Consider the following 25,473-nt stretch of genomic DNA (forward strand, 5'->3'; position numbering starts at 1 on the left):
GGCGGCACGGTCGCCCGCGCCGCCCCATCCGGGCATCGTCCGGTTCTCAGCCGAGGACCAGTGACTCGCCATCCTCGCTGACGCCGACCGGCACCGTATCGCCATCGCGCACGTCACCGGCAAGCACCAGCTTGGCGAGCTGGTCGCCGATCGATTGCTGGATGAGCCGGCGCAGCGGCCGGGCCCCGTAGGCCGGGTCGTAGCCCCGTGCCGCGAGCCACTCGCGCGCGGCGTCCGAGACAGCGAGCTCGAGCCGGCGCTGCCGCAACCGTTGCTGGAGCACGTCGAGCTGGATCCGCACGATCGACTCCAGCTGCTCGCGCCCGAGCGCGTGGAAGACAACGATGTCGTCGAGCCGGTTAAGGAACTCGGGCTTGAACGCTGACCGCACCGCGGCCATGACCCGCTCCGCATCGCCCCCCGCGCCAAGGTTGGACGTCAGGATGAGGATGGCGTTGCGGAAGTCCACGGTGCGCCCCTGGCCATCGGTGAGGCGACCGTCATCGAGCACCTGCAGGAGGATGTCGAACACATCCGGGTGCGCCTTCTCGATCTCATCGAACAGGATCACCGTGTAGGGGCGTCGGCGGACGGACTCGGTGAGCTGCCCGCCCGACTCGTAGCCCACGTAGCCGGGGGGCGCGCCGACCAGCCTGGCCACCGAATGCTTCTCCGAGTACTCGCTCATGTCGATGCGCACCATCGCGCGATCGTCGTCGAACAGGAACTCGGCGAGCGCCTTGGCCAGCTCGGTCTTGCCGACACCGGTGGGCCCGAGGAACATGAACGATCCCGTGGGACGGTTCGGGTCGGCGATGCCTGCCCGGGCCCGCCGCACCGCATCGGAGACCGCCTGCACGGCCTCGTCCTGGCCCACGACGCGATGGCGCAGCTCGTCCTCCATGCGGAGCAGCTTGGCCGTCTCGCCCTCCATCATGCGACCGGCAGGGATTCCGGTCCAGGCGGAGACCACATCGGCGACATCGTCGGGCCCGACCTCCTCCTTGAGCATCACAGCCGAGTCCCCGGGCCCGTTGCCGTGGCTGGCCTGCTCGGCGGCGTCGAGCTTCTTCTCGAGCTCGGGGATGCGGCCGTAGCGCAGCTCCGCGGCCTTGCCGAGGTCGCCGTCGCGCTCGGCGCGCTCGGACTCGCCCCGCAGGTTCTCGAGCTGCTCCTTGATCTGGCGGACCGAGTCGATGGCGTTCTTCTCGTGCTGCCAGCGCGCGGTCAGCCCCGAGAGCTTCTCGCGGCCGTCCGCGAGCTCCTGGCGCAGCTTGCCGAGGCGTTCCTTGCTGGCCTCATCGGTCTCCTTGGCCAGGGCCATCTCCTCGATCTCGAGGCGTCGCACGATGCGCTCGATCTCGTCGATCTCCACCGGGCGCGAGTCGATCTCCATGCGCAGGCGCGATGCGGCCTCGTCGACGAGATCGATCGCCTTGTCGGGCAGGAAGCGCGCGGTGATGTACCGGTCCGAGAGCGTCGCGGCGGCAACGAGCGCGGAATCGGTGATGCGCACGCCGTGGTGGACCTCGTAGCGCTCCTTGAGGCCGCGGAGGATGCCGACGGTGTCCTCCACCGAGGGCTCGCCGACGACGACCTGCTGGAAGCGACGCTCGAGGGCGGCATCCTTCTCGATGTACTTGCGATACTCATCGAGGGTGGTGGCGCCCACGAGCCGGAGCTCGCCGCGCGCGAGCATGGGCTTGATCATGTTGCCCGCGTCCATCGCGGACTCTCCCGTCGCGCCCGCACCGACGATGGTGTGCAGCTCGTCGATGAAGGTGATGACCTGCCCGTCGGAGCGCTTGATCTCGTCGAGGACGGCCTTGAGCCGCTCCTCGAACTCGCCGCGGTACTTCGCCCCGGCCACCATCGAGCCGAGATCGAGGGCGATGACCGTCTTGCCGCGCAGGCTCTCGGGCACATCACCGGCGATCACCCGCTGGGCGAGCCCCTCGACGATGGCGGTCTTGCCGACGCCTGGCTCGCCGATGAGGACGGGGTTGTTCTTGGTGCGCCGGGAGAGGACCTGGATGACGCGGCGGATCTCGTTGTCCCGTCCGATCACGGGATCGAGCTTGCCCTCGCGGGCGGCCGCGGTCAGATCGGTGCTGTACTTCTCGAGGGCCTGGTAGGTGGCCTCGGGGTCGGGGTTGGTGACCCGGGAGCTGCCACGGACCGCGGTGAAGGCCTCGCGCAGGGCCTGGTCGGTGGCGCCATGGCGTTGCAGGAGGCGGGCAGTGTCCCCGCTGCCGGTGGCGAGCCCGACCATGATGTGCTCGGCCGAGACGTACTGGTCGCCGAGCTCGGTGGCGAGCTTCTGCGCGGTGGTGATCGCGGCGAGAGCCTCGCGCCCGAGCTGAGGCGTGGCGGATTGCCCGGTGACCACGGGGATGCGGTCGAGGAGCTGCGCGAGCTCGCGGTCGATGGCGGCCGGATCGGCTCCGACGGCCTTGAGGAGCGGCACCGCGATTCCGTCGGGCTGCTCGAGGAGGGCCGCGAGGATGTGCTGCGGCTGGATGTCCGGGTTGCCTGCTGCTGATGCGTTCTGCATCGCGGTGGACAAAGCTGCCTGGACCTTGGTGGTGGGCGAGAAAGCGTCCATGTGTTCACACCCCTGTGACTCGACTGATCGTGTAGTGGGAGCGGGTGGCGGTGGCACCCGCTTGGTTGGCAGGCACGACCGATCCTAGCTACTACAACGATCAAAGAGTTGAGTCTGTTCCACTCAAGTATGGATGGGGCGGAAAGTGCCGGGCATCACATCGTCGTCCGCGACGTCCTTCCACTACTGCCCAGCGATCACACAGCCGCGCGCACCGGCTCATCGACGCACCGTGAACGGGCATCCGCGATGATCGCCGCGATGATCGGGCCCAGCGCTGATTCCGGGCTGCACTCGTTGTCGAGCTCGAGCCAGCGCGGCGCGATGGACGCGAACAGCGGAGCCCGCTCGGCGGAATCCTTGCCGATGCCGGCGAACCAGGGGTCGGCCTCCGATGCCCGGATGGCCCGCAGGTTCAGCGCGACCGCGACGTTGCCGATCATGACCCGCCAGGACGACAGCAGCGCTAGCCCGGCCTGCTCCTCGCTGAGACCGGCCTCGCGCGCGGCGGCGAGGAACTCCTCGAGGAACCAGAGCGAGTCAGGCCCGAATGCCGTGTTCGTGCTGAGGATCTCCAGCGACCAGGGGTTCTGGAGCATGACTTGCTGCACGAGCGACGCGAGCCGGACCATCCGCTCCTGCGGATCATCGGGCAGCAGTGGACGCGGCAGCTCGGCACAGATGACCTGCAGGACCGCCGCGAGCAGGTCCGCCCTGCCATCGACATGGTGATAGAGCGCCATCGGGGAACTCTTCACCACTCCGGCGAGACGTCGCATGGATAGCGCATCGGGCCCCTCGGCCTCGATGAGCTGCCGGGCAGCCTGGACGATTTCCTCGCGCGATAGCTTGGCCGTCGCGCCACGCTTGTTGCCTCGCTTGCCGAGGTCACTGTTGGTAGCCACGTGGGTATTCTGCACTACACACCTCCCTTTGCCCCTATTTCTAGGGGCATATCTCGGTGAGTCTATGGAAAAACTCACCAAATGGGTAGTGAATCGTGGCTAGAAGACGCGTTCTTCCAGGCATTGCAGCTCCGCTACGTCCTCCGGCGCTGCCAGACCACCAGCGCGTTGCTACGCGGCAGGGGCACCAGCTCGCCGCGCGCGGAGCGCAGCGCCGATACCTCATCGAGCAGTTCCGAGACCCGCGCCCGCAGCGCCTCGACCTGGTTCGTGAGCTCGATGATCCGCTTCACCCCGGCAAGGTTGACGCCCTCTTCCTGGGAGAGCCGCTGCACCTCCCGCAGCAGGTCCACGTCGCGCTGCGAGTACCGGCGCCCCCCACCGCTGGCGCGATGAGGGGTCACCAGTCCTAGCCGGTCATAGGTGCGCAGCGTCTGCGCATGCATGCCCGCGAGCTCGGCCGCCACGGAGATCGCGAACATGCCAGCAGTCGGATCGGGCGAGCCCGGGACCGATGGGTCATGCCGATCATCCATCACGCACCCGCCCATCCAGCCCGCGGATCGAAACCACCGGCACGCTCGGCCGCCGCATACTTCTCCAGCGCCTCGACCGCATCCGCGGGCAACGACGAGGGAACCTTCACCGCCACCGTGACGAGCAGGTCACCCGGATCGCCCACCTTGCGTGGCACTCCCCGCCCGCGGACGCGGAACACTCGCCCATCCCCCGTGCCGGCGGGAACCTTGACCCCGATCCGGCCATCGAGCGTGGGCACGGACAGGGTGGTGCCGAGCGCGAGCTCGCTGAACGACACCGGCACCGTCACCGTCAGGTCCTGCCCGGAGCGCTCGAGCACGGGATGCGGATCGACGTGCACAGTGACGTAGAGATCGCCCGCCGCCGCGCCGCGCATCCCGGCCTCGCCCTTGCCCGCGATGCGGATCTTCTGGCCATTGCTCACGCCAGGCGGGATACGGACGGTGATCGTGCGGCTCCGCGTTTGCACGCCGGTGCCCGAGCAATCAGCGCAGGGGCTGTCGATGATCGAGCCCGTGCCGCGGCAGTCCTCGCACGGCTCGCTGAACCCGAACGCGCCCTGGTTGCTACTGATCACGCCAGCGCCGTTGCACCTTGGGCAGGTGCGCGGCGCGGTGCCGGGGCGCGCACCACTGCCATGACAGGTGGTGCACGCCGCCGGGGAGGTGATGCGCAGCGGCACCGTGGTGCCGAGGACGGCGTCGCGGAACGTCAAGCGCGTATCGGTCTCGAGGTGACGGCCACGCTGCGGACGGCGCGCGGCGCCCGGCTGGGCCTGCCTGTTGAACAGGCCCTCGAACAGGTCGCCGAAGCCACCAGCGCCCCCGCCGCCACCACCACCGAAGATGTCACCGAAGCTGAACCCCGCATCGGCATCGCCGGCTGTTTGGTAGCCGCCGCGCGGATCGAAGCCGCCGGGGCGGTGGCCGACCCGGAACATCCGCCGCGCCTCGTCGTACTCCTTGCGCTTGGCCGGGTCCTTCAGGGTTTTATACGCCTCGGAGACCGCCTTGAACCGCTCCTCGGATTGCTTGTCCCCCGGATTCGCGTCAGGGTGCAGAACGGGAGCGAGCTTGCGGTACGCCTTCTTGATCTCCTCCTGCGACGCATCCGAGGAGACGCCCAGGTCCTTGTAAAAGTCCTTCTCGAGCCATTCACGCTGAACCATCGGGCGCCCCTCCTTCCTCCAGTGTTCCTACTCCGCGTCCGGGCTTCCACCAGGCGCGGCATCATCGTTGTCGCCCTCGGCCGTGTCACTGTCGACGACCGCGACCATCGCGTGCCGCAGCACCTTGTCACCGAAGGTGTACCCCTGCCGGAGCACCGTTCCGACGACCGGCTCGCTGCTGCTGCCCTCGTGCTGGACGGCCTCGTGCAGGGACGGATCGAACGGATCGCCCTCGCTGCCGAAAGCGGCGAGGCCCTGGCCCTCGAGCACGGCCTGGAGCTTGTCGGCCACCGACCTCAGCGGCCCCGATTCGAGGTCGCCGTGCGCACGGGCGCGAGCGAGGTCATCGAGCACACCGAGGAGCTCGCCCACCACAGTGGCCTTGGCCGCGCTCTTCTCCGCGGCACGATCGCGCTCGACCCGCCGCCGGTAGTTGGCGAACTCGGCCTGCAACCGCTGCAGGTCCGCGGTCCGCTCCGCCAGCTGGGCCTCGAGCTCGCGGGCCCGGGCATCCTGGTCCTCCGGCTCGTCGGCGGCCGCGCCATCCTCGGTGCCGGCATCGTCCCCGCCAGCGGCGGGCGCCGGGTCGACGACATCGCCCTCGAGGGGCGCGTCCGCCGCCGACCCAGCCTCGCCGTTCCGGGCCGTGCCAGTATCGGGATCGATCTTCCGCTTGTCGGTGATCGTTACCGGTTCCTGATCACGTGCGTCGGATCCGCTCACTTGGTGTCCTTATCGTTCGGCTCGTCCACGACCTCGGCATCGACGACATCCTCGGCGCCAGTGTCCGCGCCAGCACCCTCGGCGCCCTGCGCGTCCTGGGCCGCCGACTCGTACATCGCCTGGCCCATGGCCTGCGACTCGGTGCTCAGGGTCTCCATCGCGGTCTTGATGGCCTCGGCGTCGGTGCCAGCAAGAGCATCCTGCAGGCCCTTGAGCGCGGTCTCGACCTTGCCCTTGGCCTCGCCGTCGATCTTCTCCTCGTTGTCCTTGAGGAACTTCTCGGTCTGGTAGACCAGCGACTCGGCCTGGTTGCGGACCTCGGCCTCCTCCTTGCGCTTCTTGTCCTCCTCCGCGTGCGCCTCGGCGTCCTTGATCATCTGGTTGATCTCGTCGTCGGACAGGCTGGAGCCACCCTGGATCTTGATGGTGTTCTCCTTGCCGGTGCCCTTGTCCTTGGCGGTGACGTGGACGATGCCGTTCGCGTCGATGTCGAAAGTGACCTCGATCTGCGGCACGCCGCGCGGTGCGGGCGGGATGTCCGCGAGGTCGAACGAGCCGAGCAGCTTGTTGTGCCGCGCGATCTCGCGCTCGCCCTGGTAGACCTGGATCTGCACCGAGGGCTGGTTGTCCTCGGCCGTGGTGAAGGTCTCGGACTTCTTGGTCGGGATGGTGGTGTTGCGCTCGATGAGCTTGGTCATCACGCCGCCCTTGGTCTCGATGCCCAGCGAGAGCGGGGTGACATCGAGCAGGAGGACGTCCTTGACCTCACCACGGAGCACGCCAGCCTGCAGCGCGGCACCGACAGCGACAACCTCGTCCGGGTTGACGCCCTTGTTGGGGTCCTTGCCCGACAGCTCGCGGACGAGGTCGGACACGGAAGGCATGCGGGTGGAGCCACCGACGAGCACGACGTGGTCGATGTTGCCGATCGCGACGCCCGCGTCCTTGATGACCTGCTGGAACGGCGCGCGGGTGCGGTCAAGGAGATCAGCGGTGATCTTCTGGAACTCGGAGCGGCTGAGCTGCTCGTCGAGGAACAGCGGGTTCTTCTCCGCGTCGACCGTGATGTAGGGAAGGTTGATGGTGGTGCTCTGGCCCGAGGACAGCTCGATCTTCGCCTTCTCGGCGGCCTCGCGGAGGCGCTGCATGGCCATCTTGTCCTTGGTCAGGTCGATGCCGTTCTGCAGCTTGAACTTGTTGACGAGCCAGTCAACGATGCGCTGGTCCCAGTCGTCGCCACCGAGGTGGTTGTCGCCCGCGGTCGCGAGGACCTCGACCACGCCATCGCCCATCTCGAGCAGGGACACGTCGAAGGTGCCGCCACCGAGGTCGAAGACGAGGATGGTCTGTTCCTTGCCGGCCTTGTCGAGGCCGTAGGCGAGCGCTGCCGCGGTGGGCTCGTTGACGATGCGCAGGACGTTGAGGCCCGCGATCTGCCCGGCTTCCTTGGTGGCCTGCCGCTGCGCGTCCTCGAAGTAGGCCGGCACGGTGATCACGGCGTCGGTGACGTCCTCGCCCAGGTACGCCTCGGCGTCGCGCTTGAGCTTCATCAGCACGCGCGCGCTGATCTCCTGCGGCGTGTAGTTCTTGCCGTCGATGTCGTTCTTCCAGTCGGTGCCCATGTGGCGCTTGACCGAGCGGATGGTGCGATCAACGTTGGTGACGGCCTGGTTCTTCGCGGGCTGGCCGACGAGGACTTCTCCGTTGCGCGCGAATGCCACCACCGACGGCGTGGTCCGCGCACCTTCTGCGTTGGCGATGACAACAGGGTCACCGCCCTCGAGCACTGATACGACCGAGTTGGTGGTGCCGAGGTCGATTCCGACCGCTCGCGCCATGGTGTTCCTCCTTGTAGATATTCCTGGCATCCGATCAAAGATGAGTGGATGCGACTCAAAGCTACGCGCGATCCGACGATCGCGCCAGCCACCTGAGCCTATCTCGCTCAACCTTACATCGGGATCAACGGTCGGCCCACGGCGTTTTGTTCCCGGGCATCCCCACGCCTGTTGAGATCCACGCCACACCGCCGTCACGATCTCATGACGTCCTGCCCGCGACCCTGGTCCAGCAGGCCCTCCCGGACCTAGAGTTATCCCGACGCCTGCTCTCACGCAGCGCCAACCCGAGAAAGGGCGACCAGAGCCAACGATGCGCACCTCACCACTTCGCCGCGCGGGCACCGCCGCGCTCGCGGCCCTCGTTCTCGGCATGGCCCCGCTCGCCAGCGCGCATGCCGAGCCAGCCCCTGCCCCCGCCGCGACAGGACTGCCCCCGGCACTCATCGAGGCCCTCGAGCGGGACCTCGGCATCACCGCCGAGGAGTTCCTCGAGCGCTCCGCGATCGCCCAGGATCTCGCAACCTTCGCGCACGATCTCCGGGCCCGCTTCCCCGACGAGTTCGGTGGCGCCTGGCTCGACAACGGCGTCCCCACCATCGCCGCGACAACGAGCACGCTCGCCGACGAGGCCAAGGAGGCAGGCTTCGCCGTCACCGAGGTATCGCGCACCGAGACCGCCCTGCGTGCCGAGCTCGCCGACCTGCAGCGCTGGATCGATGCGCTCCCCGCGCCGCTCAACGGCATGTTCCGCGGTGCCGTCATCGACCTGACCCGCAACACCGTCGTCCTCGGCCTCGCCGAGAGCGAGCTCGGGGCCGCCATCGAGCTGCCGGAGCTGCTCGACCGCGCTGGCGTGGTGCTGACCCCCGCCAACGAGGTCGTCCCCGGCGAGGACACCATCGATGAGCAGCCCCTCGCTGGCAGCGGAAGCAACAAACCGCTACAGCCCCAGCCCCAGCCCCAGGATCAGGACGAGGAGGATCTCCCTCCCGCGAGCGCTACGGTCGTGACGCCGTTCGAGGCACTCGGCGGCGATGCCTTCATCGCTGGCGATGCCACGTCGCTGCGCTGCTCGCTCGGCTTCAATGGGATCAACGACGACGGCAAGGCCATCAACCTCACGGCCGGGCACTGCAACCCCGACGGACCAGGCACCTCTGGCACGCCCACCCGCTTCCTGCAGGGGCCGCTCGCCGGTCAGGTCTTCGGCCGCTTCACCGCGACGAACATGGACAAGGTCGACTACGCCGTCATCGAGATCGACGACGCGCACCAGGAGGCGTTCTCGTCCGCCGGGATCCGCGGCGGGGGCGAGCTGCGCATCACCGGCACCGCGGACCCCGTGATCGGCATGCCCGTGTGCAAGTCCGGCGTCACCACCGGTTTCAGCTGCGGCGTGGTCACCGCCACCAACCTGACCCTGCAGATCGGGCCCCGCACCCTGGGCAACGCGTTCACCTCGAGCATCTGCGCGCTGCAGGGCGACTCCGGGGGCGCGATCATCAGCGGCACCCGCGCCGTGGGCATCTCCAGCGCCTCGGACGTGGGTGATTTCACATCATGCTCCGCCGCCATCGAGGAGACCGCGATCTACGGGGAGACGCCGCTGCTCTACGCGACCCCGATCAATGATGTCCTCGCCCGGGAGCCCGGGGTCCGCCTCACCACCGGATAGGCCCCCGGGGGGCACCAACCGGCAGCGCCCTGGGATGGCTGGGAATCCAGCGATCCCAGGGCTTTCGCGCTGCCAGGGCACCATAATGTTCAAGTTAGGCTCGCCTGCGCGAAAGCAGCTACCAGGGCACGTAATACCGTTAGGAAAGACGAGTGTGCGCGCGATCAGGTGCTCACGCCCCAACCGGCCCGCAGCAACAGTGGCGCCGGGCAGGGCGGGCATGGGATGCGCAGGCCTCGCCGCGACACAACCGCACAGGAATCCCCTCGCGCCACGCGGGAAGCGCAGCGCAAGTTACCCGCGGGTAACATAGAGGGGAAGCGGACGGCTTACGGCTGGCGGCACACACCGCCACGACAGAAAGGCCACGACGACATGAGCGACGTGACGCCCGTTACGCTGACGCTCGGCACCATCGCCGCAGTCGTCAGCATTCCATGCTGGATCATCTTCTGGGCCGGGGCGTGGAGGATGGTGCAGACCATCCGGCTCGGCCAGCCCGACGGAACCCGCCTGTTCCCTGTCTGGCCGCGGTTCAAGCAACTCATGATCGAGTTCCTTGCCCACACACGCATGAACAAGTTCCGTTCCGTGGGCTGGGCGCACTGGCTCGTCATGCTCGGCTTCCTCCTCGGAGCCTCCGCCTGGCTCGAGGCCTACGGCGAGACGTACAACCCGCACTTCCACTGGCCCATCATCGGTGACCTCTTCATCTGGAGCCTCCTCATGGAGTTCCTCGGCGTGGGCACCGTCGTCGGCATCACCGCGCTCATCATCATCCGCCAGCGCAACCACCCGCGCCGCCCCGACCGGATGTCCCGCTTCTCCGGCTCGAGCTTCTGGCAGGCCTACTTCGTCGAGGCCGTCGTCCTCATCGAGGGCCTCGGCGTCGTCTTCGTCCGCGCCTCCAAGTACGCCGTCTACGGCGGAAACGATATCGCCTACTTCGCCACCCGCTGGATCGCTGAGCTGCTGCCCGCCGAGCCCGTGCTCGTCTCCATCTTCGCCATGATCAAGCTGTTCTCCGGCATGATCTGGCTGCTCATCGTCGGCCGCTACATCACCATGGGCGTGGCCTGGCACCGCTTCTCCGCGTTCTTCAACATCTACTTCAAGCGCGAGGACGACGGCGGGGTCGCGCTCGGCGCCGCCAAGCCCATGATGTCCGGCGGCAAGGTCCTCGAGCTCGAGGAGGCCGATCCCGAGACCGATGCGTTCGGCGCCGGCAAGGCCGAGGACTTTTCCTGGAAGGGCCTGCTCGACTTCACTACATGCACCGAGTGCGGCCGCTGCCAGTCCCAGTGCCCCGCCTGGAACACCGGCAAGCCCCTCTCCCCCAAGCTGCTGATCCTGTCGCTGCGCGACCACACCTACGCCAAGGCGCCCTACCTGCTCGCCGGAGGCCGCAAGGACATGGCCGGCGAGGAGATCGGCCTCGTCGACGCCGACGGCAACCCCGATGAGGAAGCCCTCGCGAAGATCCCCGAGGCCGCCCGCATCGAGGCCGGACGACCCCTCGTCGGCGAGATCACCGGCGACCCCGCCACCGACGGCATCATCGACCCCGAGGTGCTGTGGAGCTGCACCACCTGCGGCGCTTGCGTCGAGCAGTGCCCCGTCGACATCGAGCACGTCGACCACATCATCGACATGCGCCGCTACCAGGTCCTCATCGAATCGGCCTTCCCCTCCGAGCTCGCCGGGCTGTTCAAGAACCTCGAGGTCAAGGGCAACCCCTGGGGCCAGAACGCGAAGGATCGCGTGAAGTGGATCGACGAGGTCGACTTCGACGTCCCCGTCTACGAGGGCGAGTTCGGCGACACCGAGTACCTGTTCTGGGTCGGCTGCGCCGGCGCCTTCGAGGACCGCGCCAAGCGCACCACCAAGGCCGTCGCGGAGCTCCTGCACATCGCGGGCGTCGACTTCATGGTGCTCGGCACCGGCGAGACCTGCACCGGTGACTCCGCCCGCCGCGCTGGCAACGAACTGCTCTTCCAGACGCTCGCCCAGCAGAACATCGAGACGTTCAACGACGTCTTCGAGGGCCGGGCGCAGGCGCAGCGCAAGATCGTCGTGACCTGCCCGCACTGCTACAACGCCATCGGCAACGAGTACCCGCAGCTCGGCGGCGACTTCGAGGTCGTCCACCACACCCAGCTGCTCAACCGGCTCGTGCGCGACAAGCGGCTCATTCCCGTCAACGAGCCGACAAAGAGCCTCACCACCTACCACGACCCCTGCTACCTCGGGCGGCACAACAAGATCTACGAGGCGCCCCGCGAGCTCGTCTCGGCCTCGGGCGCCACGCTCACCGAGATGCCACGCCACGGCGAGCGGTCGCTGTGCTGCGGCGCTGGTGGCGCACGCATGTGGATGGAGGAGCACCTCGGCAAGCGCGTCAACGTCGAGCGCACCGACGAGGCCCTCGATACCAACGCCCAGAAGATCGCCACCGGCTGCCCGTTCTGCCGCGTGATGATCTCCGACGGCGTGACCGCCCGCCAGGAATCCGGCAAGGGCGAGGGCGTCGAGGTCGTCGATGTCGCGATGATGCTCCTCGAGGGCGTCAAGCGCGGGCTGCCCGAGGGAGTGACCGTCGGCTCCAAGCGCTCCCCCGCCCGTGTCGCCGCGGCTAGCACCGCAGCACCCAAGGCGAGCGCTGCCGTGGAGGCCGAGCCCAAGGAAGCAGCCCCCGCCGCTGGCGGTGATGCACCGGCCAAGCCGGCCGCTACCAAGGCTCCCGCGAAGGGCGGACTGCAGGTCAAGGCCACCAAGCGGCCCGGCGCCAAGGCCACCCCGGCCGAGAAGCCCGCTGCGACACAGGGCGAGGCAGCAAAGGGCGAGGCTGAGGCACCCGCCAAGGCACCGGCCAAGGGCGGACTGCAGATGAAGACCGCGGCCAAGCGCCCCGGCGCCAAGGCAGCCGCACCCGCAGCCAAGCCCGCAGCGGACAAGCCCGCCGAACCAGCTGCCGAGAAGCCCGCCGAGGCTCCTTCGGAGACCAAGCCGGAAGCAACCCAGAAGGAAGCACCGGCAAAGGCCCCAGCCAAGGGCGGACTGCAGATGAAGGCCGCCGCCAAGCGCCCCGGCGCCAAGGCAGCCGCACCCGCAGCCAAGCCCGCAGCGGACAAGCCCGCCGAGGCCGCTGCCGAGAAGCCCGCCGAGGCTCCTTCGGAGGCCAAGCCGGAAGCAACCCAGAAGGAAGCACCGGCAAAGGCCCCGGCCAAGGGCGGGCTCCAGATGAAGGCTGCCGCCAAGCGGCCAGGGTCGCAGGCTTCGGCAACCGCGAAGCCTGACGCGGAGAAGGCTGCGCCAGCAAAGGCAGCCCCGGAGAAGCCTGCGCAAGCTGACGAGCCGAAGGCAGCCGAGCCAAAGGACCCCGAGCCCAAGGCTGCCGAGCCGAAGCCGGAGCCGACTCCGAGCGAGCCCGCGGAGCCCAAGGCCCCAGCGGAAGCAGCTGGTGATTCCAGCGATGCCTCCTCCTCGGAAGCTGCCGAGAAGCCAGCGGCCGCCGACAAGCCCAAGCCGAAGGGCCTCGGGATCCAGCCCGGCGCCAAGCGCCCCGGGCAGGGCGCAAGCTAGCCGAGCACGGCACGAGCACTGTGGCCCCGCTCCCCGTTCCCGGGGAGCGGGGCCACAGCAATTCAGCAGCCCGCGCCAGGCATTCCGCCAAGCTGAGCGGGCGCCATGCACTCATCCGGCCGGTCCGTGCATTATTAGCTCGACAGCAGTGGCACGATGAACACGTGAGCCGAAACGATCCCCTGCACCCGCATCACTACCAGCCACGCGTCCTGCAGCAGTCGAGCAAGCTGCAGGACGTCCTCTACGAGATCCGTGGACCCGTGCACGCGCACGCGGCCCGGCTCGAGGCAGAGGGGCATCGGATCCTCAAGCTCAACATCGGCAACCCCGCCCCATTCGGGTTCGAGGCTCCCGACGTCATCATGCGGGACATGATCGCCGCGCTCCCCTACGCGCAGGGCTATTCCGACTCCAAGGGCATCCTCTCGGCGCGGCGGGCCATCGTTACCCGCTACGAGCTCGAGCCGGGATTCCCCGAGTTCGACGTCGATGACGTATTCCTCGGCAATGGGGTATCCGAGCTGATCGTGATGGTCATGCAGGCCCTGCTCGACAACGGCGACGAGGTGCTCATCCCGGCGCCCGACTACCCGCTCTGGACAGCGGCCACCAGCCTGGCGGGCGGAACTCCCGTGCACTACCGGTGCGCGGAGGAGGACGACTGGAACCCCGATGTCGCGGACATCGAGTCCAAGATCACCAAGAAGACCAAGGCGATCGTGGTGATCAACCCCAACAACCCGACCGGTGCCGTCTACTCGGAGCACGTGCTCAACGAGCTTGTCTCCCTCGCTCGCAAGCACCGGCTCCTGCTGCTCGCCGACGAGATCTACGACCGTATCCTCTACGACGGCGCGAAGCATGTCTCGCTCGCGACCCTCGCCCCAGACCTGCTCACCCTGACGTTCAATGGGCTATCGAAGGCATACCGGGTGGCGGGCTACCGGTCCGGCTGGCTGGTGATCACCGGCCCCAAGGATCATGCAACGAGCTTCCTCGAAGGCATCAACCTGCTCGCCTCGATGCGGCTCTGCCCCAACGTTCCGGCGCAGCACGCCATCCAGGTGGCGCTGGGCGGGCACCAATCCATCAACGAGCTGATCCTGCCGGGAGGCCGGTTGCTCGAGCAGCGCGACACTGCCTGGGAACGTCTCAACTCGATCCCCGGCGTGAGCTGCGTGAAGCCGAGGGGAGCCCTGTATTGCTTCCCCCGGCTCGATCCCGAGGTGCATGAGATCCACAACGATGAGCAGTTCGTGCAGGACCTGCTGCTGCACGAGAAGATCCTTGTCGTCCAGGGCACCGGCTTCAACTGGCCGGACCCGGACCACTTCCGCATCGTCACGCTGCCCTACTCGCGGGACCTGACCGTGGCGATCGAACGGATCGGCAACTTCCTCGCCAGCTACTCGCAGTAGGTGTCGCGAGCGCCTCAGCCGAGGTCCAGGGGAACCTCGCTGATCGATGTATCAGTCTCCGGGGCAGGAGCAGGTTCCGGGGCAGGAGCGGGCTCCGGGGCGGGAGCCTGAGGCTGGGTCGCAGGGGCAGGCTCGGGGGCCTGCTGAGGTACCGGAGCAGGCTCGGGGGCGGGGGCAGGCGCGCGTTCGGGAACGGGGGCAGGCTGCGGCGCAGGAGCTGGTGGTTGCGGCGCAGGAGCGGGGGCCGGTGCGGGCTCGGCGGCGGGGAACCAACCTTCTTGGCGCCGGGGCGGCACGATCGGCTGGTCGGGCTCTCCGGGGGAGGCTGCCGCGGGCTGGCCCGGCTCAGGCGGCGCTGGCTCAGGCGGTTGCGCATCCTCGAGCGACTGGTCCGGCGATCGATCAGGCTCGGCGTCCTGCTCCGTGGCCGCGCGCGGCGTGGAGCGCTCGGGCAGCGCTTCCTCTTCCGTTCCGGCGCCCTGCCCTGGCAGGGATTCCGCGAGCGTTCCGTCAACGACCATCGATGCCGAGCCCGACGAGGTCATGTCGGTCGTCAAGTGGATCCCGAGCCCAGTGACGGCGAGGAGCGCGATGACAGCCGCCGCCCGCGTGAGACCACGGGACGCGAGGGAGCTGCGCCCCTGCGCCCTCTCGCGTTGATCCGCCGAGCGGGGCACTACCAGCCCGGCCCCGAACTCCACCGGCGCGCCACCGGCGGCAGGGTCGGTGCGGACGAGCAGCACGGCAGCGCCGATCGCCGCGATCGCGGTGGGATCCTCCGCGACCACGAGTGGAACAGACCGGTAGTTGCGGGCTATCGGTGCGATGAGCACGGATGCCGTGCCGAGCAGAACGATCGACTCCGCCGATAGCCCGAATTGGTGCGCCACGTCGAGAGAGCTCCGGAATGACCGCTGCGCCACGCCGTCGATGGCCCGAGCCACGTCCTCGCGGTCGAGGGTGCGGCGACGGCTCAGCGTGATCGACTCCCGGTCGATGAGCGTGCGGCGGAGCTGGTCGGTGCGCGCGCGATCACCAACGATCGCGGCGATCGCGTCATCGATCGTGCGCAGGCTCAGCGTGGGATCATATGCCCGCGAGAGGCATTGGCCCGCCACCGGATCGATGAGGCTGAATATCGTCCCCTGATCGCCCTGCCCATGCAGGATGACATTGCCCGGCGGGGTGTAGGCACCGATCTCCTCGAGGTACGCCCACTGCGCCTCGGCGAAGTCCACGAACCGCACCGTGAGCGATCCGATCGCGGAGAGAGCCTCGAGCACCGGAGCGTTCTGCGACTCCATCGGGCACGCCACCACGACGGTGGTGAACCGGCTGGCCTTCGTCCGCGCCACCCAGTCCTGCATCGCGGTGACAGCGGTCACCACGGCTTCCGCGTAGGCACCATCGATGATGGGAATGCACTGCTCGTCGCAGGCCCCGTCGGGGTAACGCAACGCGGACCGCACGTGTCCTGCGTCCATCGCGATTCCCAGTAACGATCCCACCTAGCGTCCCTTCCGTAGCGGCCTTACGCTGGCCCGCACGCCGTTAGGGATGAGTGTGAAGCCTCGCCGTCGCGGAAATCTGGCAACTGTAGTGCTTCGCAGTCAAATCGAAACCGATCGGTCACCGAACGCGAATTCCACGGGACACTCCTGGGCGGACCCGTCCTAGACCGTCGACAGATTGCGGCCCAGCGCACGATACGTCCAGCCAGCATCCATCCACTTGCGGGCATCGAGGCAGTTCCGCCCGTCGGCGATGATGCGGCCGCGCACCACGCCCTCGAGCTCCGCCGGGTCGAGATCCCGGAAATCCTGCCACTCAGTGAGCACGAGCACGATGTCGGCTTTCTCGCAGGCATCGACCACGGACTCGGAGTAGCCGAGCGTGGGGAACACCTTGCGCGAGTTGTCCATGGCCTTCGGGTCATACACACTGACCCCGGCCCCCTTGAGCTGCAGCATCCCCGCGACGTTGAGTGCCGGGGAGTCGCGCACGTCGTCGGAATCCGGCTTGAACGCCGCACCGAGGACGGCGATGTTCTTGCCGATCAGCGTGCCACCGAGCGCCTCGGAGACGAGCTCGACCATGCGGCTGCGCCGACGCATGTTGATGTTGTCGACCTCCCGCAGGAACGTCAGCGCCTGATCAGCACCGAGCTCGCCCGCCCGCGCCATGAAGGCCCGGATGTCCTTGGGCAGGCAGCCCCCACCGAAACCGAGGCCAGCGTTGAGGAACCGGCGCCCGATGCGCTTGTCATGCCCGATCGCGTCGGCCAGCAGCGTCACGTCCCCGCCCACGGCCTCGCACATCTCCGCCATCGCGTTGATGAACGAGATCTTCGTCGCCAGGAACGCGTTCGCGCTCACCTTGACCAGTTCCGCGGTGGCGTAGTCCATCACCAGGAAGGGCGCACCGGCATCGACCGCCTTGGCGTACACCTCCCGGAGGATCAACTCCGCCCGGCCGCCGGGCTGCACGCCCGCCACGATCCGGTCCGGCTCCAGGGTGTCCTTGACGGCGAAGCCCTCGCGCAGGAACTCGGGGTTCCACGCCAGCTCCACCTGATCACCAGCCGGGGCGAGCCGCGCCACGCGCTCCGCCAGCTCCGTGGCCGTGCCCACCGGGACCGTCGACTTGCCCGCGATCAGCGCCGGGCGCGTCAGCAGCGGACCCAGCGTGTCGATCACCTTGTGCACGTACTTGAGGTCCGCGGCGTACTCGCCACGCCGCTGCGGGGTGCCCACACCGATGAAGTGCACATCCCCGAACTCGGCGGCCTCCTCGTACGACGTGGTGAACGACAAGCGCCCCGCCTCGATGTTGCGCTTGAGGACCTCCGGCAGCCCGGGCTCGTAGAACGGCACATCACCGGCCTTGAGCCGCTCGATCTTGTCCGCATCGACATCAACACCGAGGACCTCATGGCCAAGCTCAGCCATGCATGCCGCATGGGTCGCACCGAGGTAGCCCGTACCGAACACCGTCATCCGAATCGCCATGACCCAAACCCTAGGCAGTGCGAGTTAATGAAGTCCGACCAATCGGTGAAGTCCGGCCCTCGGTTCACTATGACGTATCTCTCCGTTGCTGCATCCCCGCCTTGCTGGCGGCGCGCTGCTACGTGCGGAAGTTCAAGTACGACCGCGACGGCGTCGGCCCCCGCTGCCCCTGGTACTTCGACCCCGTCCGCGCGCTGCCATACGGGAACTCCGCAGGGCTCGATAGCCGGATCAAGCACAACTGGCCGATCTTCATGCCCGGCCACAACGTGATCGGCAGGTTCGCCACGTTCGACAGCTCCAGGGTGATGTGCCCGCTGAACCCCGGATCGATGAACCCCGCCGTCGAATGCGTCAGCAGGCCCAGCCGCCCCAGCGACGACTTGCCCTCCAGCCGGCCCGCCAGGTCATCCGGCAAGCTGCACACCTCCAGCGTGGAGCCCAGCACGAACTCGCCCGGATGCAGCACGAACGGCTCCCCCTCCGGCGCTTCCACCAGCGACGTCAGCTCGTCCTGCTGCAGCTTCGGATCAATATGGGTGTACCGCGTGTTGTTGAACACCCGGAACATGTTGTCCAGCCGCACATCCACGCTCGACGGCTGCACCAGCACATCATCGAACGGCTCCAGGCCCAGCCGGCCCGCCTGGATCTCCGCGCGGATATCCCTATCAGAAAGAAGCATCGGCACAGCCTACCGCCGCGGGGGCGCGCTGCTGGCCTGGCATGGTGGGTGCCGGCTTAGCGTGGGTGGGGGCCGGCTTGGCGTGGGGCGGGTGCCGACTCCCCCAGCCCGGCGGTTGCCCGTGCCGCGAGTGGAAACTTTTCCCGCTACAGGCGGGAAAAGTTTCCACTCGCGCTGGCTTCGGACCTCTCCGGCCCCACGGCCGCCCGGGCAAGGCCCGACACGCTCCCCGCCTCGACCACCCACGACGGGAACCGGGCGCGAAAGCTTGCTACACTCGCATACCGCAGCACGCACGCTGCAGCGCCGATGTAGTTCAATGGCAGAACATCAGCTTCCCAAGCTGAATACGCGGGTTCGATTCCCGTCATCGGCTCTCGTAAAACGCCAGCTCAGAGCATGTATCTGAGCTGGCGTTGTGCGTTGCGGGGCATGCTGGCACCTCCACAGCACCTCAGGCACGGGGTGCGACAGGACGGACTTGTCGGACTGGATGTCAAACGTGCCACCTAGAGCAGCGAGACACGGGAGGCGGCGCGAGATTGAGGGAAGCTCACCAAAGGTGGGAAGCAGATTGGTCGGTCGAGCGCAAGCGCAGGCTGCAAATGCTCAGCACCTTGCCCGGAAAATACCACCACGAACGCTTCGAGACCTTGAACCGAACCATCAGGTTATTCAGCGCGAATGGCCGCGAGCTTGCTAAACACCTTGCACAGTTTATCGAGACACCCCGGCACGTAGACGATCTTACCGACGATTTTGAGCACGAGGCAATACGCTTATTCCATAATTTCATTGCGTCAGTCGCAACGCTACGCGATAGTCAGCGCACCACGCATCGGAAGATCTGGACGGAGAGAATCCACGAATCAGAACGGGTAGGCAAGGACGACCTTCGGACGAAATGGGAAGTAGACTTTTACAAACCCAAGGTCGACGAACTGCTTGGCGATGATGACATCAAGTTTCTCTTCGACCTTCGCAATTGCACGCTCCACCACACCGTGCCGCTTCTGTCGATCAGTACAACGTTTAGCCACCAACCACCTGCGCCACCTCAATGGGCAAATACAGTGAAGTTGAAGCGCGCAGAACTCGACAAATTCTCCGGCTGGAGCGGCCCGGCCAAACGGTTTCTCAGGACATGCGATAAAGATGTCGAGTTTCTCGCATTGATTGATAAATACTCTATGAGAGCTCAGGAATTCTACGGCTGGTTCTGGGATCAGGTCAAAGAAGCAGTGAAAGTTGAAGTCGATGAGTACCACGCAAAGTCAAACGAGCTCCAACTGTGGCTTGCCGAGGAATTGATATTACCCGAATGGAAACCGACAAGCAGCCCCAGTGAACCCGTAGCTGGCTCCTTGTTTCGAAACCGCGCACGAGCTCATCTGGAACGGTCCGCATTCGGCACGTCAGGCTGGCGGAAAATCAGCGTTGACTCCGAGGGCTCTGCGGTGATCGGAGAATCCGATTGGGAAGCCTTGCCTGCGGTTGGAAAGTATCTGCGCAAGCCAAGCCTCGGAGACTGAGAAGCCAAATGTAAACCGACTATCCCACTCCCCTGATCGGGACCACGTTGTCGCCGTGGTGGGTGGGCTGGCCCAGCGCGCCCAGCGCAGCCATGGCGTCGGTGTGGTCGTCGTCAAACAAGTGCGCGTAGATGGTCAGCGTGGTGGTGACCTTGGCGTGGCCCATGTACTTGGCTATGGCCAGGGCGGGCAGCCCCGCCGCCACGCACAAGCTGGCGTACGCGTGGCGCAGAGCGTGGAATCACAGATCGGCGGGCAACCCCGCCCCTGCCAGCCCGTTGGCGCGCAGCACGGCCGGGCGGTACACCGCCTTGTAGAAGTTCTGGCGGCGCAGCGGGGCGTCCCAGTCGAGGTCTAGCCGCGCGGCGGTCTGCTCCGCGGACAGGTCGCCCAGCACCTGTGCCGCCGGGCGGGCGGCCCTAACCCCGGTAGGCCGCTCCGGGATCAGCCGGGACGCCGGGAACAGCGGCGCGGTGGCGCAATGGGCGCGGGGGTGCCGCGCCAGGTACGCGCGCAGCAGCGCCGTGGTGGCTGACGTTAGCGGCACTCGGCGGCGGCTGCCGCGCGTCTTGGGGGCCTCCTACACCTGGGCCGCCGTTGACCACAATGGCGGTGCGCTCCACCCGCATCGCACCGGGCCGTTTGGGATTGCGGCCGTGGGCGGGCAGATCAACCTTGATCGCACCAGCGCCGATCTCCCGCAAAATCGCAGCGCGTGCACATCGTTCCTGAATCTTCTGCACTCGTACATATCGGACGCGATAGGTTCTGGAGATGAACAACGAACCGGTTTCGTTTTTGCGCTCCGCTCCCGCTTCCAGCCGCACAAGCACTCGGCGTAAGGGGCGGCACCTCGTGTTGCCGGTATCGGCGGCGATCTTCCTTGGTATCGGTGGATTTCTCAGTGGTTGTGGCGGTACCGCGCCCGAGACTGAGGTCGAGACCAGCGCATCCACTCAGGCAGCCGCTGCGACGACCGATGCCGTTCAACCCATTCCGGCGACGAGCGCCCCCGCTGCGCCTAGTCCGACAGAGGCTGTGACGAGCGATGCGCCTTCCCCGCCGCCCGTCGCGTCTCCTCCCCCGGCAGCCGATCCTGGCATGACGGTGAGCCAGCGAAATGCTGTGCGGAACGCGGAAAGCTATGTCGATGTCATGGGCTTCTCCCGGCAGGGCCTGATCGATCAGCTGGGGTTCGAGGGCTACTCCACCGAGGATGCAACGTTCGCGGTCGATCGCATCGAGGTGGATTGGTTCGAGCAGGCTGAGCGGGTGGCAGAGTCCTATCTCGAGGTCATGGGCTTTTCTCGGCAGGGCCTGATCGATCAGCTGGAGTTCGATGGGTTCACCCCGGAGCAGGCCGCGCATGGGGCGAATGCCTCCGGGCTCTGACAAGATGCCCCGATCGCCCGCCATCGCCGCGTCGCACCTGGACCACCCCAGCCCCGTCTCCCCCTTCGCCCCCGGGGCGGCGGTCGGCTTCACTAGGCTTGGGGCGTGTCGGAGAGCGCGAATACGAACAGCTGGGACTTGACGCCGTCGGCGGGGCTGGCGTCGCGCCGGGTGCTGGATTCGGATGCCTTGGCGGCGCTGGTGTCGAATGTGTTCGGCGCGAGCTTCACGGCGGTGTTCTGGGTGGTTGCCGCGTTCTTGTTCGATGTGCAGGCTCTGGGATTCGCTGGGGTGCTGGTGGCGACGGCTACGGGGGTGTCGACGCTGGCGAACCTGGGCATCGGCGCGGTGGTGTCGCGGGTGGTGCCGTTCTCGGGCGTGAAGGCGCTGGGCTGGTTCTTCCGTGGCAATGCGGCGGTGTTCATCGTGGCGATGCTGGCGGGGACGCTGGTGGTGCTGGTCGTCCCGCGGCAGGTGGTTTTCGAGCTTCCCTGGCAGGCGTGGGCCTTTCCGCCGCTGGTGGCGGGGTTGTCGGTGCTGGCGTCGTATGACTCGATGGTCTCGGGGCTCGGGCGTGCGCGGTGGAGCGCGATAGCGATGGTCGCTCAGGCGGGGGCGAGGCTGGTGCTGCTGGTGGCGGCAGGGCTGTTCTCGCTGGGGTCAACGGGAATCGCGATGGCCTGGTTCGTGCCGATGATGGTGCTGGTGCCGATCCTGACGGCGGTTATCGCGCGCAGGATCGGCAGGAGCGAGTTCGCGGCTCTGGCGCCGCAGCAGGTGGATCGCGGGCAGATGATGCGGGGGGTGCTGCGGGCGTATGGCCCGGCGGCGCTGGGAGCGGTGATGCCGACGGTGCTGCCGCTGCTGGTGATCGTGAACCTGGGTCCGATCGCGGCGGGGCATTTCATCCCGGCGTTCTTCCTGATCCTGATGCTGGCGACGATGGTAACGGCAGTAATGGGACCGTTCGTGAGCGCGGCGGACCGGTCGGCGTGGGACTTGCCCGGTCTGGTCTATCGGTTCACGTTCCTGCTGGCTTTGATGGCGCTGGCGGTGTCGATGTTCCTCGCGATCCTGGCCCCGACGGCGTTCGGGCTCATCGATGACAGCTATGGGACCCATAGCGCGGCATTGCTGTACGCGGGTGCCGCTGCGTTCCCGTTCATTGCGCTGCAGGCGTTGCATGGGTCGCTGGCGCGGATCAATGGCCTGGTGGGGCGGGTGGTGGCGGCGCGCTCGGGGACGACCGTGGTGTTCCTTGTGGGGGTCGCGCTCTTCATCAATGATCATGGCCTGGCCGCGGTCGGCTGGTGGTTGTTCGTGAGCGAGGCGCTGGTCGCTGTGCTGATCCTGCCTCCGACCGTGCGCGAGTTCGGGGAGGCGGTCCGGGAGCCCGGGAGCAGCGAGGCTTTGCTGTGATTGTGGTGCAGTTCGCAGGTCGCACTATTGGCATGTGCGCGGCCGGGACGTAAACTGGCCAAAGTTACTGGCGAGTAGGTTGCTGGGCTGACCGTGCTGTGCATGGCGGCCACGGCACCATCCTGCTGGTAGGGAATCCGACGAACATCTCAACGGAGAGAGTGTAAGAATGGGCCACTACAAGAGCAACGTTCGCGACCTGGAGTTCAACCTCTTCGAGTTCCTGGGCCTCGAGGATGTCCTGAAGTCCGGCGAGTTCGGCGACCTGGACGTCGACACCGTGCGCGACATGCTGTCCGAGGTCTCGCGTCTTGCTGAGGGCCCATTGGGCGAGTCCTTCGCTGATGCGGATCGCAACCCCCCTGTCTTCGACCCCGAGACGCACGAGGTCACCCTTCCCGAGTCCTTCAAGAAGTCCTTCCGGGCACTGTGGGACGGCGAGTGGTACCGCATGGGACTGTCCGAGGAGATCGGTGGCATCCCCGCGCCCCGCATCCTCGTGTGGTCGATCGCGGAGATGCTGCTCGGCGCGCAGCCCGCTGCCTTCATGTACCAGGCGGGCCCGTCGTTCGCGAACGTCCTGTTCCACCTCGGCACCGAGGAGCAGAAGAAGTGGGCCGAGCATGCGGTGGAGCACGGCTGGGGCGCCACGATGGTCCTGACCGAGCCTGACGCCGGTTCCGACGTCGGTGCGGGCCGCACCAAGGCCATCAAGCAGGAGGATGGCACCTGGCACATCGAGGGCGTGAAGCGCTTCATCACCTCCGCCACCTCCGATGACCTCTTCCCGAACATCATGCACCTCGTCCTGGCGCGCCCCGAGGGTGCTGGCGCCGGCACGAAGGGCCTGAGCCTGTTCTTCGTCCCGAAGTACCACGTGGACTGGGAGACCGGCGAGTACGGCGAGCACAACGGCGCCTACGTCACTGGCGTCGAGCACAAGATGGGCCTGAAGGTCTCCGCCACCTGCGAGCTGACCTTCGGCCAGAACGGCAAGCCCGCCGTGGGCTGGCTGGTCGGCGAGGTGCACGAGGGCATCGCGCAGATGTTCGAGGTCATCGAGCACGCGCGCATGATGGTCGGCACCAAGGCCATCTCCACGCTCTCCACCGGCTACCTCAACGCGCTCTCCTACGCCAAGGAGCGCGTGCAGGGCTCGGACATGACCCGCATGACCGACAAGACCGCGCCGCGCGTCACCATCACCCACCACCCGGACGTGCGCCGCAGCCTGATGTCGCAGAAGGCATACGCCGAGGGCCTGCGCGCGGTCTACCTCTACACGGCTGTCCACCAGGACGAATCCGCCGCGAAGATCGTCGCGGGCGTCGACAAGGACCTCGCCTACCGCATCAACGACCTGCTGCTGCCGATCGTCAAGGGCGTCGGCTCCGAGCGTGCCTACCAGTACCTCACCGAGTCGCTGCAGACCCTCGGCGGATCGGGCTTCCTCCAGGACTACCCGATCGAGCAGTACATCCGCGACGCGAAGATCGACTCGCTGTACGAGGGCACCACGGCCATCCAGGCGCTCGACTTCTTCTTCCGCAAGATCGCCCGCGACAAGGGTGTTGCGCTCGCCCACGTCGCTGGCGAGATCAAGAAGTTCATCGATGACGAGAACGGCGACGAGCGGCTGAAGAACGAGCGCGAGCTCCTCAACGCTGCGCTCGAGGACATCCAGGCGATCCTGGGCACCTTCACCGGCCACCTGATGGGTGCCGCCGAGCAGATCGAGGAGCTCTACAAGATCGGCCTGGGCTCCGTGCGCCTGCTGCTCGCCGTGGGCGACCTGCTCATCGGCTGGCTGCTGCTGCGCCAGGCCGAGGTCGCGCTCGCCGCGCTCGACAACGGCGCCAGCGAGAAGGACGTACCGTTCTACCAGGGCAAGGTCGCCGTCGGCTCGTTCTTCGCGAAGAACATGCTGCCCGAGATCCACGCCATCCGGCAGGTCCTCACCAACATCGATCTCGACCTGATGGAGCTCGACGAGGCCGCGTTCTGATCCACCTCGCACCACCGAGCACCTAGGAGGGGCGGGCCGCGCAAGCGGTCCGCCCCTTCGCTTTCTGGATTCGTGCGCCAGGGTGGATTCAAGCAGGCGATCCCGCATGATTTCCGCCACCTTCCCGTACGTGATTGATCAGCAGTCAGTAACGTCAATCAACGGGCACGACCGAGCGGCGTCCGCGATAGTGGTCACCACAGGACCTGCCCCACTGCCAGCCACAACACGGCATCGCGGGAACACTGCGGCAAAACTGCGGAGGAACCATCCATGGACGACGCGCGCGGCGACGACACTGCCGGACCCATCATCTCCGTGAACGAGCTGTCGCTCCGCGGGGAGCGCGGCACCGTCTACGGCCCGCACACCTTCGACATCGAGGACCGCAGCCTCGCGGTCATCCAGAGCCCGCCAGGCACCGGACGCACCTCGCTGCTGCTCACCCTTACCGCCCGCATGCGGCCCAGCTCCGGCTCCGCGACCATCCTTGGCCTGCCCTACCCGAAGCGGGGCCACCGCATCCGCAAGCACACCGCCATCGCGGGCTTCCACACCATCGACGACCTCGATGACAGCCTCACCGTCCGCGATGTCCTGCGCGAGCGCGCCACCTGGAACGCTCCCTGGTACCGGCCCGTCGGCCGCCCCGGCGACGCGGACGTGGAGCAAGCGTGCGCGCCCGTGTTCGGCGAGCGCCCCATCCCCACCGCCAAGACCGTGCTGTGGGACCTGAGCCAGCTCGACCGGCTCCTGCTGAAGATCTCGCTATCGATGATGGGCAGCCCACGCATCCTCGCCGTCGATGACCTCGGCCAGATCGAGGACAGCACCGAGCGCGGCTTCCTCGTTGAGCGGCTCGCCGCCCTCTCCGAGCTCGCGACCGTGCTCACGACCTCGGCCGACCCGCTCGCCGACCATCCCGCGGTGCTTCGCCTCGAGCTCGCCGCCAGCCGTCACTGAACCCTGTCC

General features: G+C 67.3%; 19 protein-coding genes and 1 tRNA gene. 9 read left to right on the forward strand and 11 right to left on the reverse strand.

Translation table 11 applies throughout. The annotated features are described in order from the left end of the window. Window positions 1-46: 46 nt before the first annotated feature. From clpB to dnaK, 6 genes are all read right to left on the reverse strand, one after another. Window positions 47-2,605: an ATP-dependent chaperone ClpB gene (gene clpB / locus FXO18_RS14490; protein WP_149361853.1), complete on the reverse strand. Its 2,559-nt coding sequence runs from the start codon at window positions 2,603-2,605 to the stop codon at window positions 47-49. Between the two features lie 197 nt (window positions 2,606-2,802). Beyond that, window positions 2,803-3,510: a TetR/AcrR family transcriptional regulator gene (locus FXO18_RS14495; RefSeq protein WP_187774380.1), complete on the reverse strand. Its 708-nt coding sequence runs from the start codon at window positions 3,508-3,510 to the stop codon at window positions 2,803-2,805. Window positions 3,511-3,644: 134 nt separating this feature from the next. Beyond that, entirely contained in the window at window positions 3,645-4,046 is a 402-nt protein-coding gene (locus tag FXO18_RS14500) for a heat shock protein transcriptional repressor HspR (protein ID WP_149361855.1), read from the reverse strand. Further along, window positions 4,046-5,218, reverse strand: coding sequence for a molecular chaperone DnaJ (gene dnaJ / locus FXO18_RS14505; protein ID WP_149361856.1), 1,173 nt, complete (start codon window positions 5,216-5,218; stop codon window positions 4,046-4,048). The genes FXO18_RS14500 and dnaJ overlap by 1 nt, the downstream gene beginning before the upstream one ends. A gap of 27 nt (window positions 5,219-5,245) precedes the next feature. Continuing rightward, the gene (gene grpE / locus FXO18_RS14510) at window positions 5,246-5,941 is read right to left on the reverse strand and encodes a nucleotide exchange factor GrpE (protein ID WP_149361857.1); all 696 of its coding nucleotides are present in this window, start codon (window positions 5,939-5,941) and stop codon (window positions 5,246-5,248) included. Next, entirely contained in the window at window positions 5,938-7,779 is a 1,842-nt protein-coding gene (gene dnaK / locus FXO18_RS14515) for a molecular chaperone DnaK (protein ID WP_149361858.1), read from the reverse strand. Before dnaK ends, grpE begins: the two co-directional genes overlap by 4 nt. A 313-nt stretch (window positions 7,780-8,092) precedes the next feature. Between dnaK and FXO18_RS14520 the strand changes: the two genes are divergently transcribed. The 3 genes from FXO18_RS14520 (at window position 8,093) to FXO18_RS14530 (ending at window position 14,460) form a co-directional block, all read left to right on the forward strand. Next, complete coding sequence (locus FXO18_RS14520) at window positions 8,093-9,457, forward strand: S1 family peptidase (protein ID WP_149361859.1); 1,365 nt, start codon at window positions 8,093-8,095, stop codon at window positions 9,455-9,457. A 375-nt stretch (window positions 9,458-9,832) separates the two neighbouring features. After that, complete coding sequence (locus tag FXO18_RS14525; protein WP_149361860.1) at window positions 9,833-13,039, forward strand: heterodisulfide reductase-related iron-sulfur binding cluster; 3,207 nt, start codon at window positions 9,833-9,835, stop codon at window positions 13,037-13,039. 164 nt (window positions 13,040-13,203) lie between these two features. Next, window positions 13,204-14,460 carry a pyridoxal phosphate-dependent aminotransferase gene (locus FXO18_RS14530; RefSeq protein WP_149361861.1) on the forward strand — a complete coding sequence of 419 codons (1,257 nt, stop codon included), beginning with the start codon at window positions 13,204-13,206 and terminating at the stop codon, window positions 14,458-14,460. A 14-nt stretch (window positions 14,461-14,474) separates the two neighbouring features. Here the strand turns inward: FXO18_RS14530 and FXO18_RS16000 are convergent, their stop codons facing one another. The 3 genes from FXO18_RS16000 to dcd all read right to left on the reverse strand — a co-directional run bounded on the left by FXO18_RS16000 (window position 14,475) and on the right by dcd (window position 18,153). Further along, window positions 14,475-15,944, reverse strand: coding sequence for a hypothetical protein (locus tag FXO18_RS16000; protein WP_223114786.1), 1,470 nt, complete (start codon window positions 15,942-15,944; stop codon window positions 14,475-14,477). Between the two features lie 189 nt (window positions 15,945-16,133). Beyond that, window positions 16,134-17,468 (reverse strand): UDP-glucose dehydrogenase family protein, encoded by a 1,335-nt coding sequence (locus FXO18_RS14540; RefSeq protein WP_187774381.1) that lies wholly within the window; start codon window positions 17,466-17,468, stop codon window positions 16,134-16,136. A gap of 118 nt (window positions 17,469-17,586) precedes the next feature. Further along, on the reverse strand, window positions 17,587-18,153 hold the full coding sequence (gene dcd / locus FXO18_RS14545; RefSeq protein ID WP_149361862.1) for a dCTP deaminase: 567 nt from the start codon (window positions 18,151-18,153) through the stop codon (window positions 17,587-17,589). A gap of 305 nt (window positions 18,154-18,458) precedes the next feature. Between dcd and FXO18_RS14550 the strand changes: the two genes are divergently transcribed. Together FXO18_RS14550 and FXO18_RS14555 are read left to right on the forward strand one after the other, a co-directional pair. Then, a tRNA-Gly gene (locus tag FXO18_RS14550) sits at window positions 18,459-18,529 on the forward strand. Between the two features lie 229 nt (window positions 18,530-18,758). Next, entirely contained in the window at window positions 18,759-19,685 is a 927-nt protein-coding gene (locus FXO18_RS14555) for a hypothetical protein (RefSeq protein WP_149361863.1), read from the forward strand. Window positions 19,686-19,704: 19 nt separating this feature from the next. On the opposite strand, the gene FXO18_RS16115 is transcribed toward FXO18_RS14555, so the two are convergent. Together FXO18_RS16115 and FXO18_RS16125 are read right to left on the reverse strand one after the other, a co-directional pair. Beyond that, complete coding sequence (locus FXO18_RS16115) at window positions 19,705-19,851, reverse strand: hypothetical protein (RefSeq protein WP_235900708.1); 147 nt, start codon at window positions 19,849-19,851, stop codon at window positions 19,705-19,707. 75 nt (window positions 19,852-19,926) lie between these two features. Beyond that, a complete protein-coding gene (locus tag FXO18_RS16125) occupies window positions 19,927-20,232 on the reverse strand; it encodes a hypothetical protein (RefSeq protein WP_235900687.1) in 306 nt (101 codons plus the stop codon). A 227-nt stretch (window positions 20,233-20,459) separates the two neighbouring features. On the opposite strand from FXO18_RS16125, the gene FXO18_RS14565 reads away from it, so the two are divergent. The 4 genes from FXO18_RS14565 to FXO18_RS14580 all read left to right on the forward strand — a co-directional run bounded on the left by FXO18_RS14565 (window position 20,460) and on the right by FXO18_RS14580 (window position 25,464). After that, complete coding sequence (locus FXO18_RS14565) at window positions 20,460-21,077, forward strand: Ltp family lipoprotein (RefSeq protein WP_149361864.1); 618 nt, start codon at window positions 20,460-20,462, stop codon at window positions 21,075-21,077. A gap of 105 nt (window positions 21,078-21,182) precedes the next feature. Beyond that, the gene (locus FXO18_RS14570) at window positions 21,183-22,496 is read left to right on the forward strand and encodes a hypothetical protein (protein ID WP_149361865.1); all 1,314 of its coding nucleotides are present in this window, start codon (window positions 21,183-21,185) and stop codon (window positions 22,494-22,496) included. Window positions 22,497-22,665: 169 nt separating this feature from the next. Beyond that, entirely contained in the window at window positions 22,666-24,501 is a 1,836-nt protein-coding gene (locus FXO18_RS14575) for an acyl-CoA dehydrogenase (protein WP_149361866.1), read from the forward strand. Window positions 24,502-24,774: 273 nt separating this feature from the next. Beyond that, window positions 24,775-25,464, forward strand: coding sequence for a P-loop NTPase family protein (locus FXO18_RS14580; RefSeq protein ID WP_149361867.1), 690 nt, complete (start codon window positions 24,775-24,777; stop codon window positions 25,462-25,464). Window positions 25,465-25,473 lie beyond the last annotated feature (9 nt).

The sequence above is a fragment of the Lolliginicoccus suaedae genome (assembly GCF_008312885.1).
Lineage (GTDB): Bacteria > Actinomycetota > Actinomycetes > Mycobacteriales > Mycobacteriaceae > Lolliginicoccus > Lolliginicoccus suaedae.

Coding starts and splice junctions, on each gene's coding strand:
- dcd (WP_149361862.1), bottom strand. CDS start 18,153: ATGCTTCTTTCTGATAGGGATATCCGCGCGGAGATCCAGGCGGGCCGG.
- dnaJ (WP_149361856.1), bottom strand. CDS start 5,218: ATGGTTCAGCGTGAATGGCTCGAGAAGGACTTTTACAAGGACCTGGGC.
- FXO18_RS14540 (WP_187774381.1), bottom strand. CDS start 17,468: ATGGCGATTCGGATGACGGTGTTCGGTACGGGCTACCTCGGTGCGACC.
- clpB (WP_149361853.1), bottom strand. CDS start 2,605: ATGGACGCTTTCTCGCCCACCACCAAGGTCCAGGCAGCTTTGTCCACC.
- FXO18_RS16000 (WP_223114786.1), bottom strand. CDS start 15,944: ATGGACGCAGGACACGTGCGGTCCGCGTTGCGTTACCCCGACGGGGCC.
- dnaK (WP_149361858.1), bottom strand. CDS start 7,779: ATGGCGCGAGCGGTCGGAATCGACCTCGGCACCACCAACTCGGTCGTA.
- FXO18_RS14500 (WP_149361855.1), bottom strand. CDS start 4,046: ATGGATGATCGGCATGACCCATCGGTCCCGGGCTCGCCCGATCCGACT.
- FXO18_RS16115 (WP_235900708.1), bottom strand. CDS start 19,851: ATGGGCCACGCCAAGGTCACCACCACGCTGACCATCTACGCGCACTTG.
- FXO18_RS14555 (WP_149361863.1), top strand. CDS start 18,759: ATGCTCAGCACCTTGCCCGGAAAATACCACCACGAACGCTTCGAGACC.
- FXO18_RS14565 (WP_149361864.1), top strand. CDS start 20,460: ATGAACAACGAACCGGTTTCGTTTTTGCGCTCCGCTCCCGCTTCCAGC.
- FXO18_RS14580 (WP_149361867.1), top strand. CDS start 24,775: ATGGACGACGCGCGCGGCGACGACACTGCCGGACCCATCATCTCCGTG.
- FXO18_RS14520 (WP_149361859.1), top strand. CDS start 8,093: ATGCGCACCTCACCACTTCGCCGCGCGGGCACCGCCGCGCTCGCGGCC.
- FXO18_RS14575 (WP_149361866.1), top strand. CDS start 22,666: ATGGGCCACTACAAGAGCAACGTTCGCGACCTGGAGTTCAACCTCTTC.
- FXO18_RS14525 (WP_149361860.1), top strand. CDS start 9,833: ATGAGCGACGTGACGCCCGTTACGCTGACGCTCGGCACCATCGCCGCA.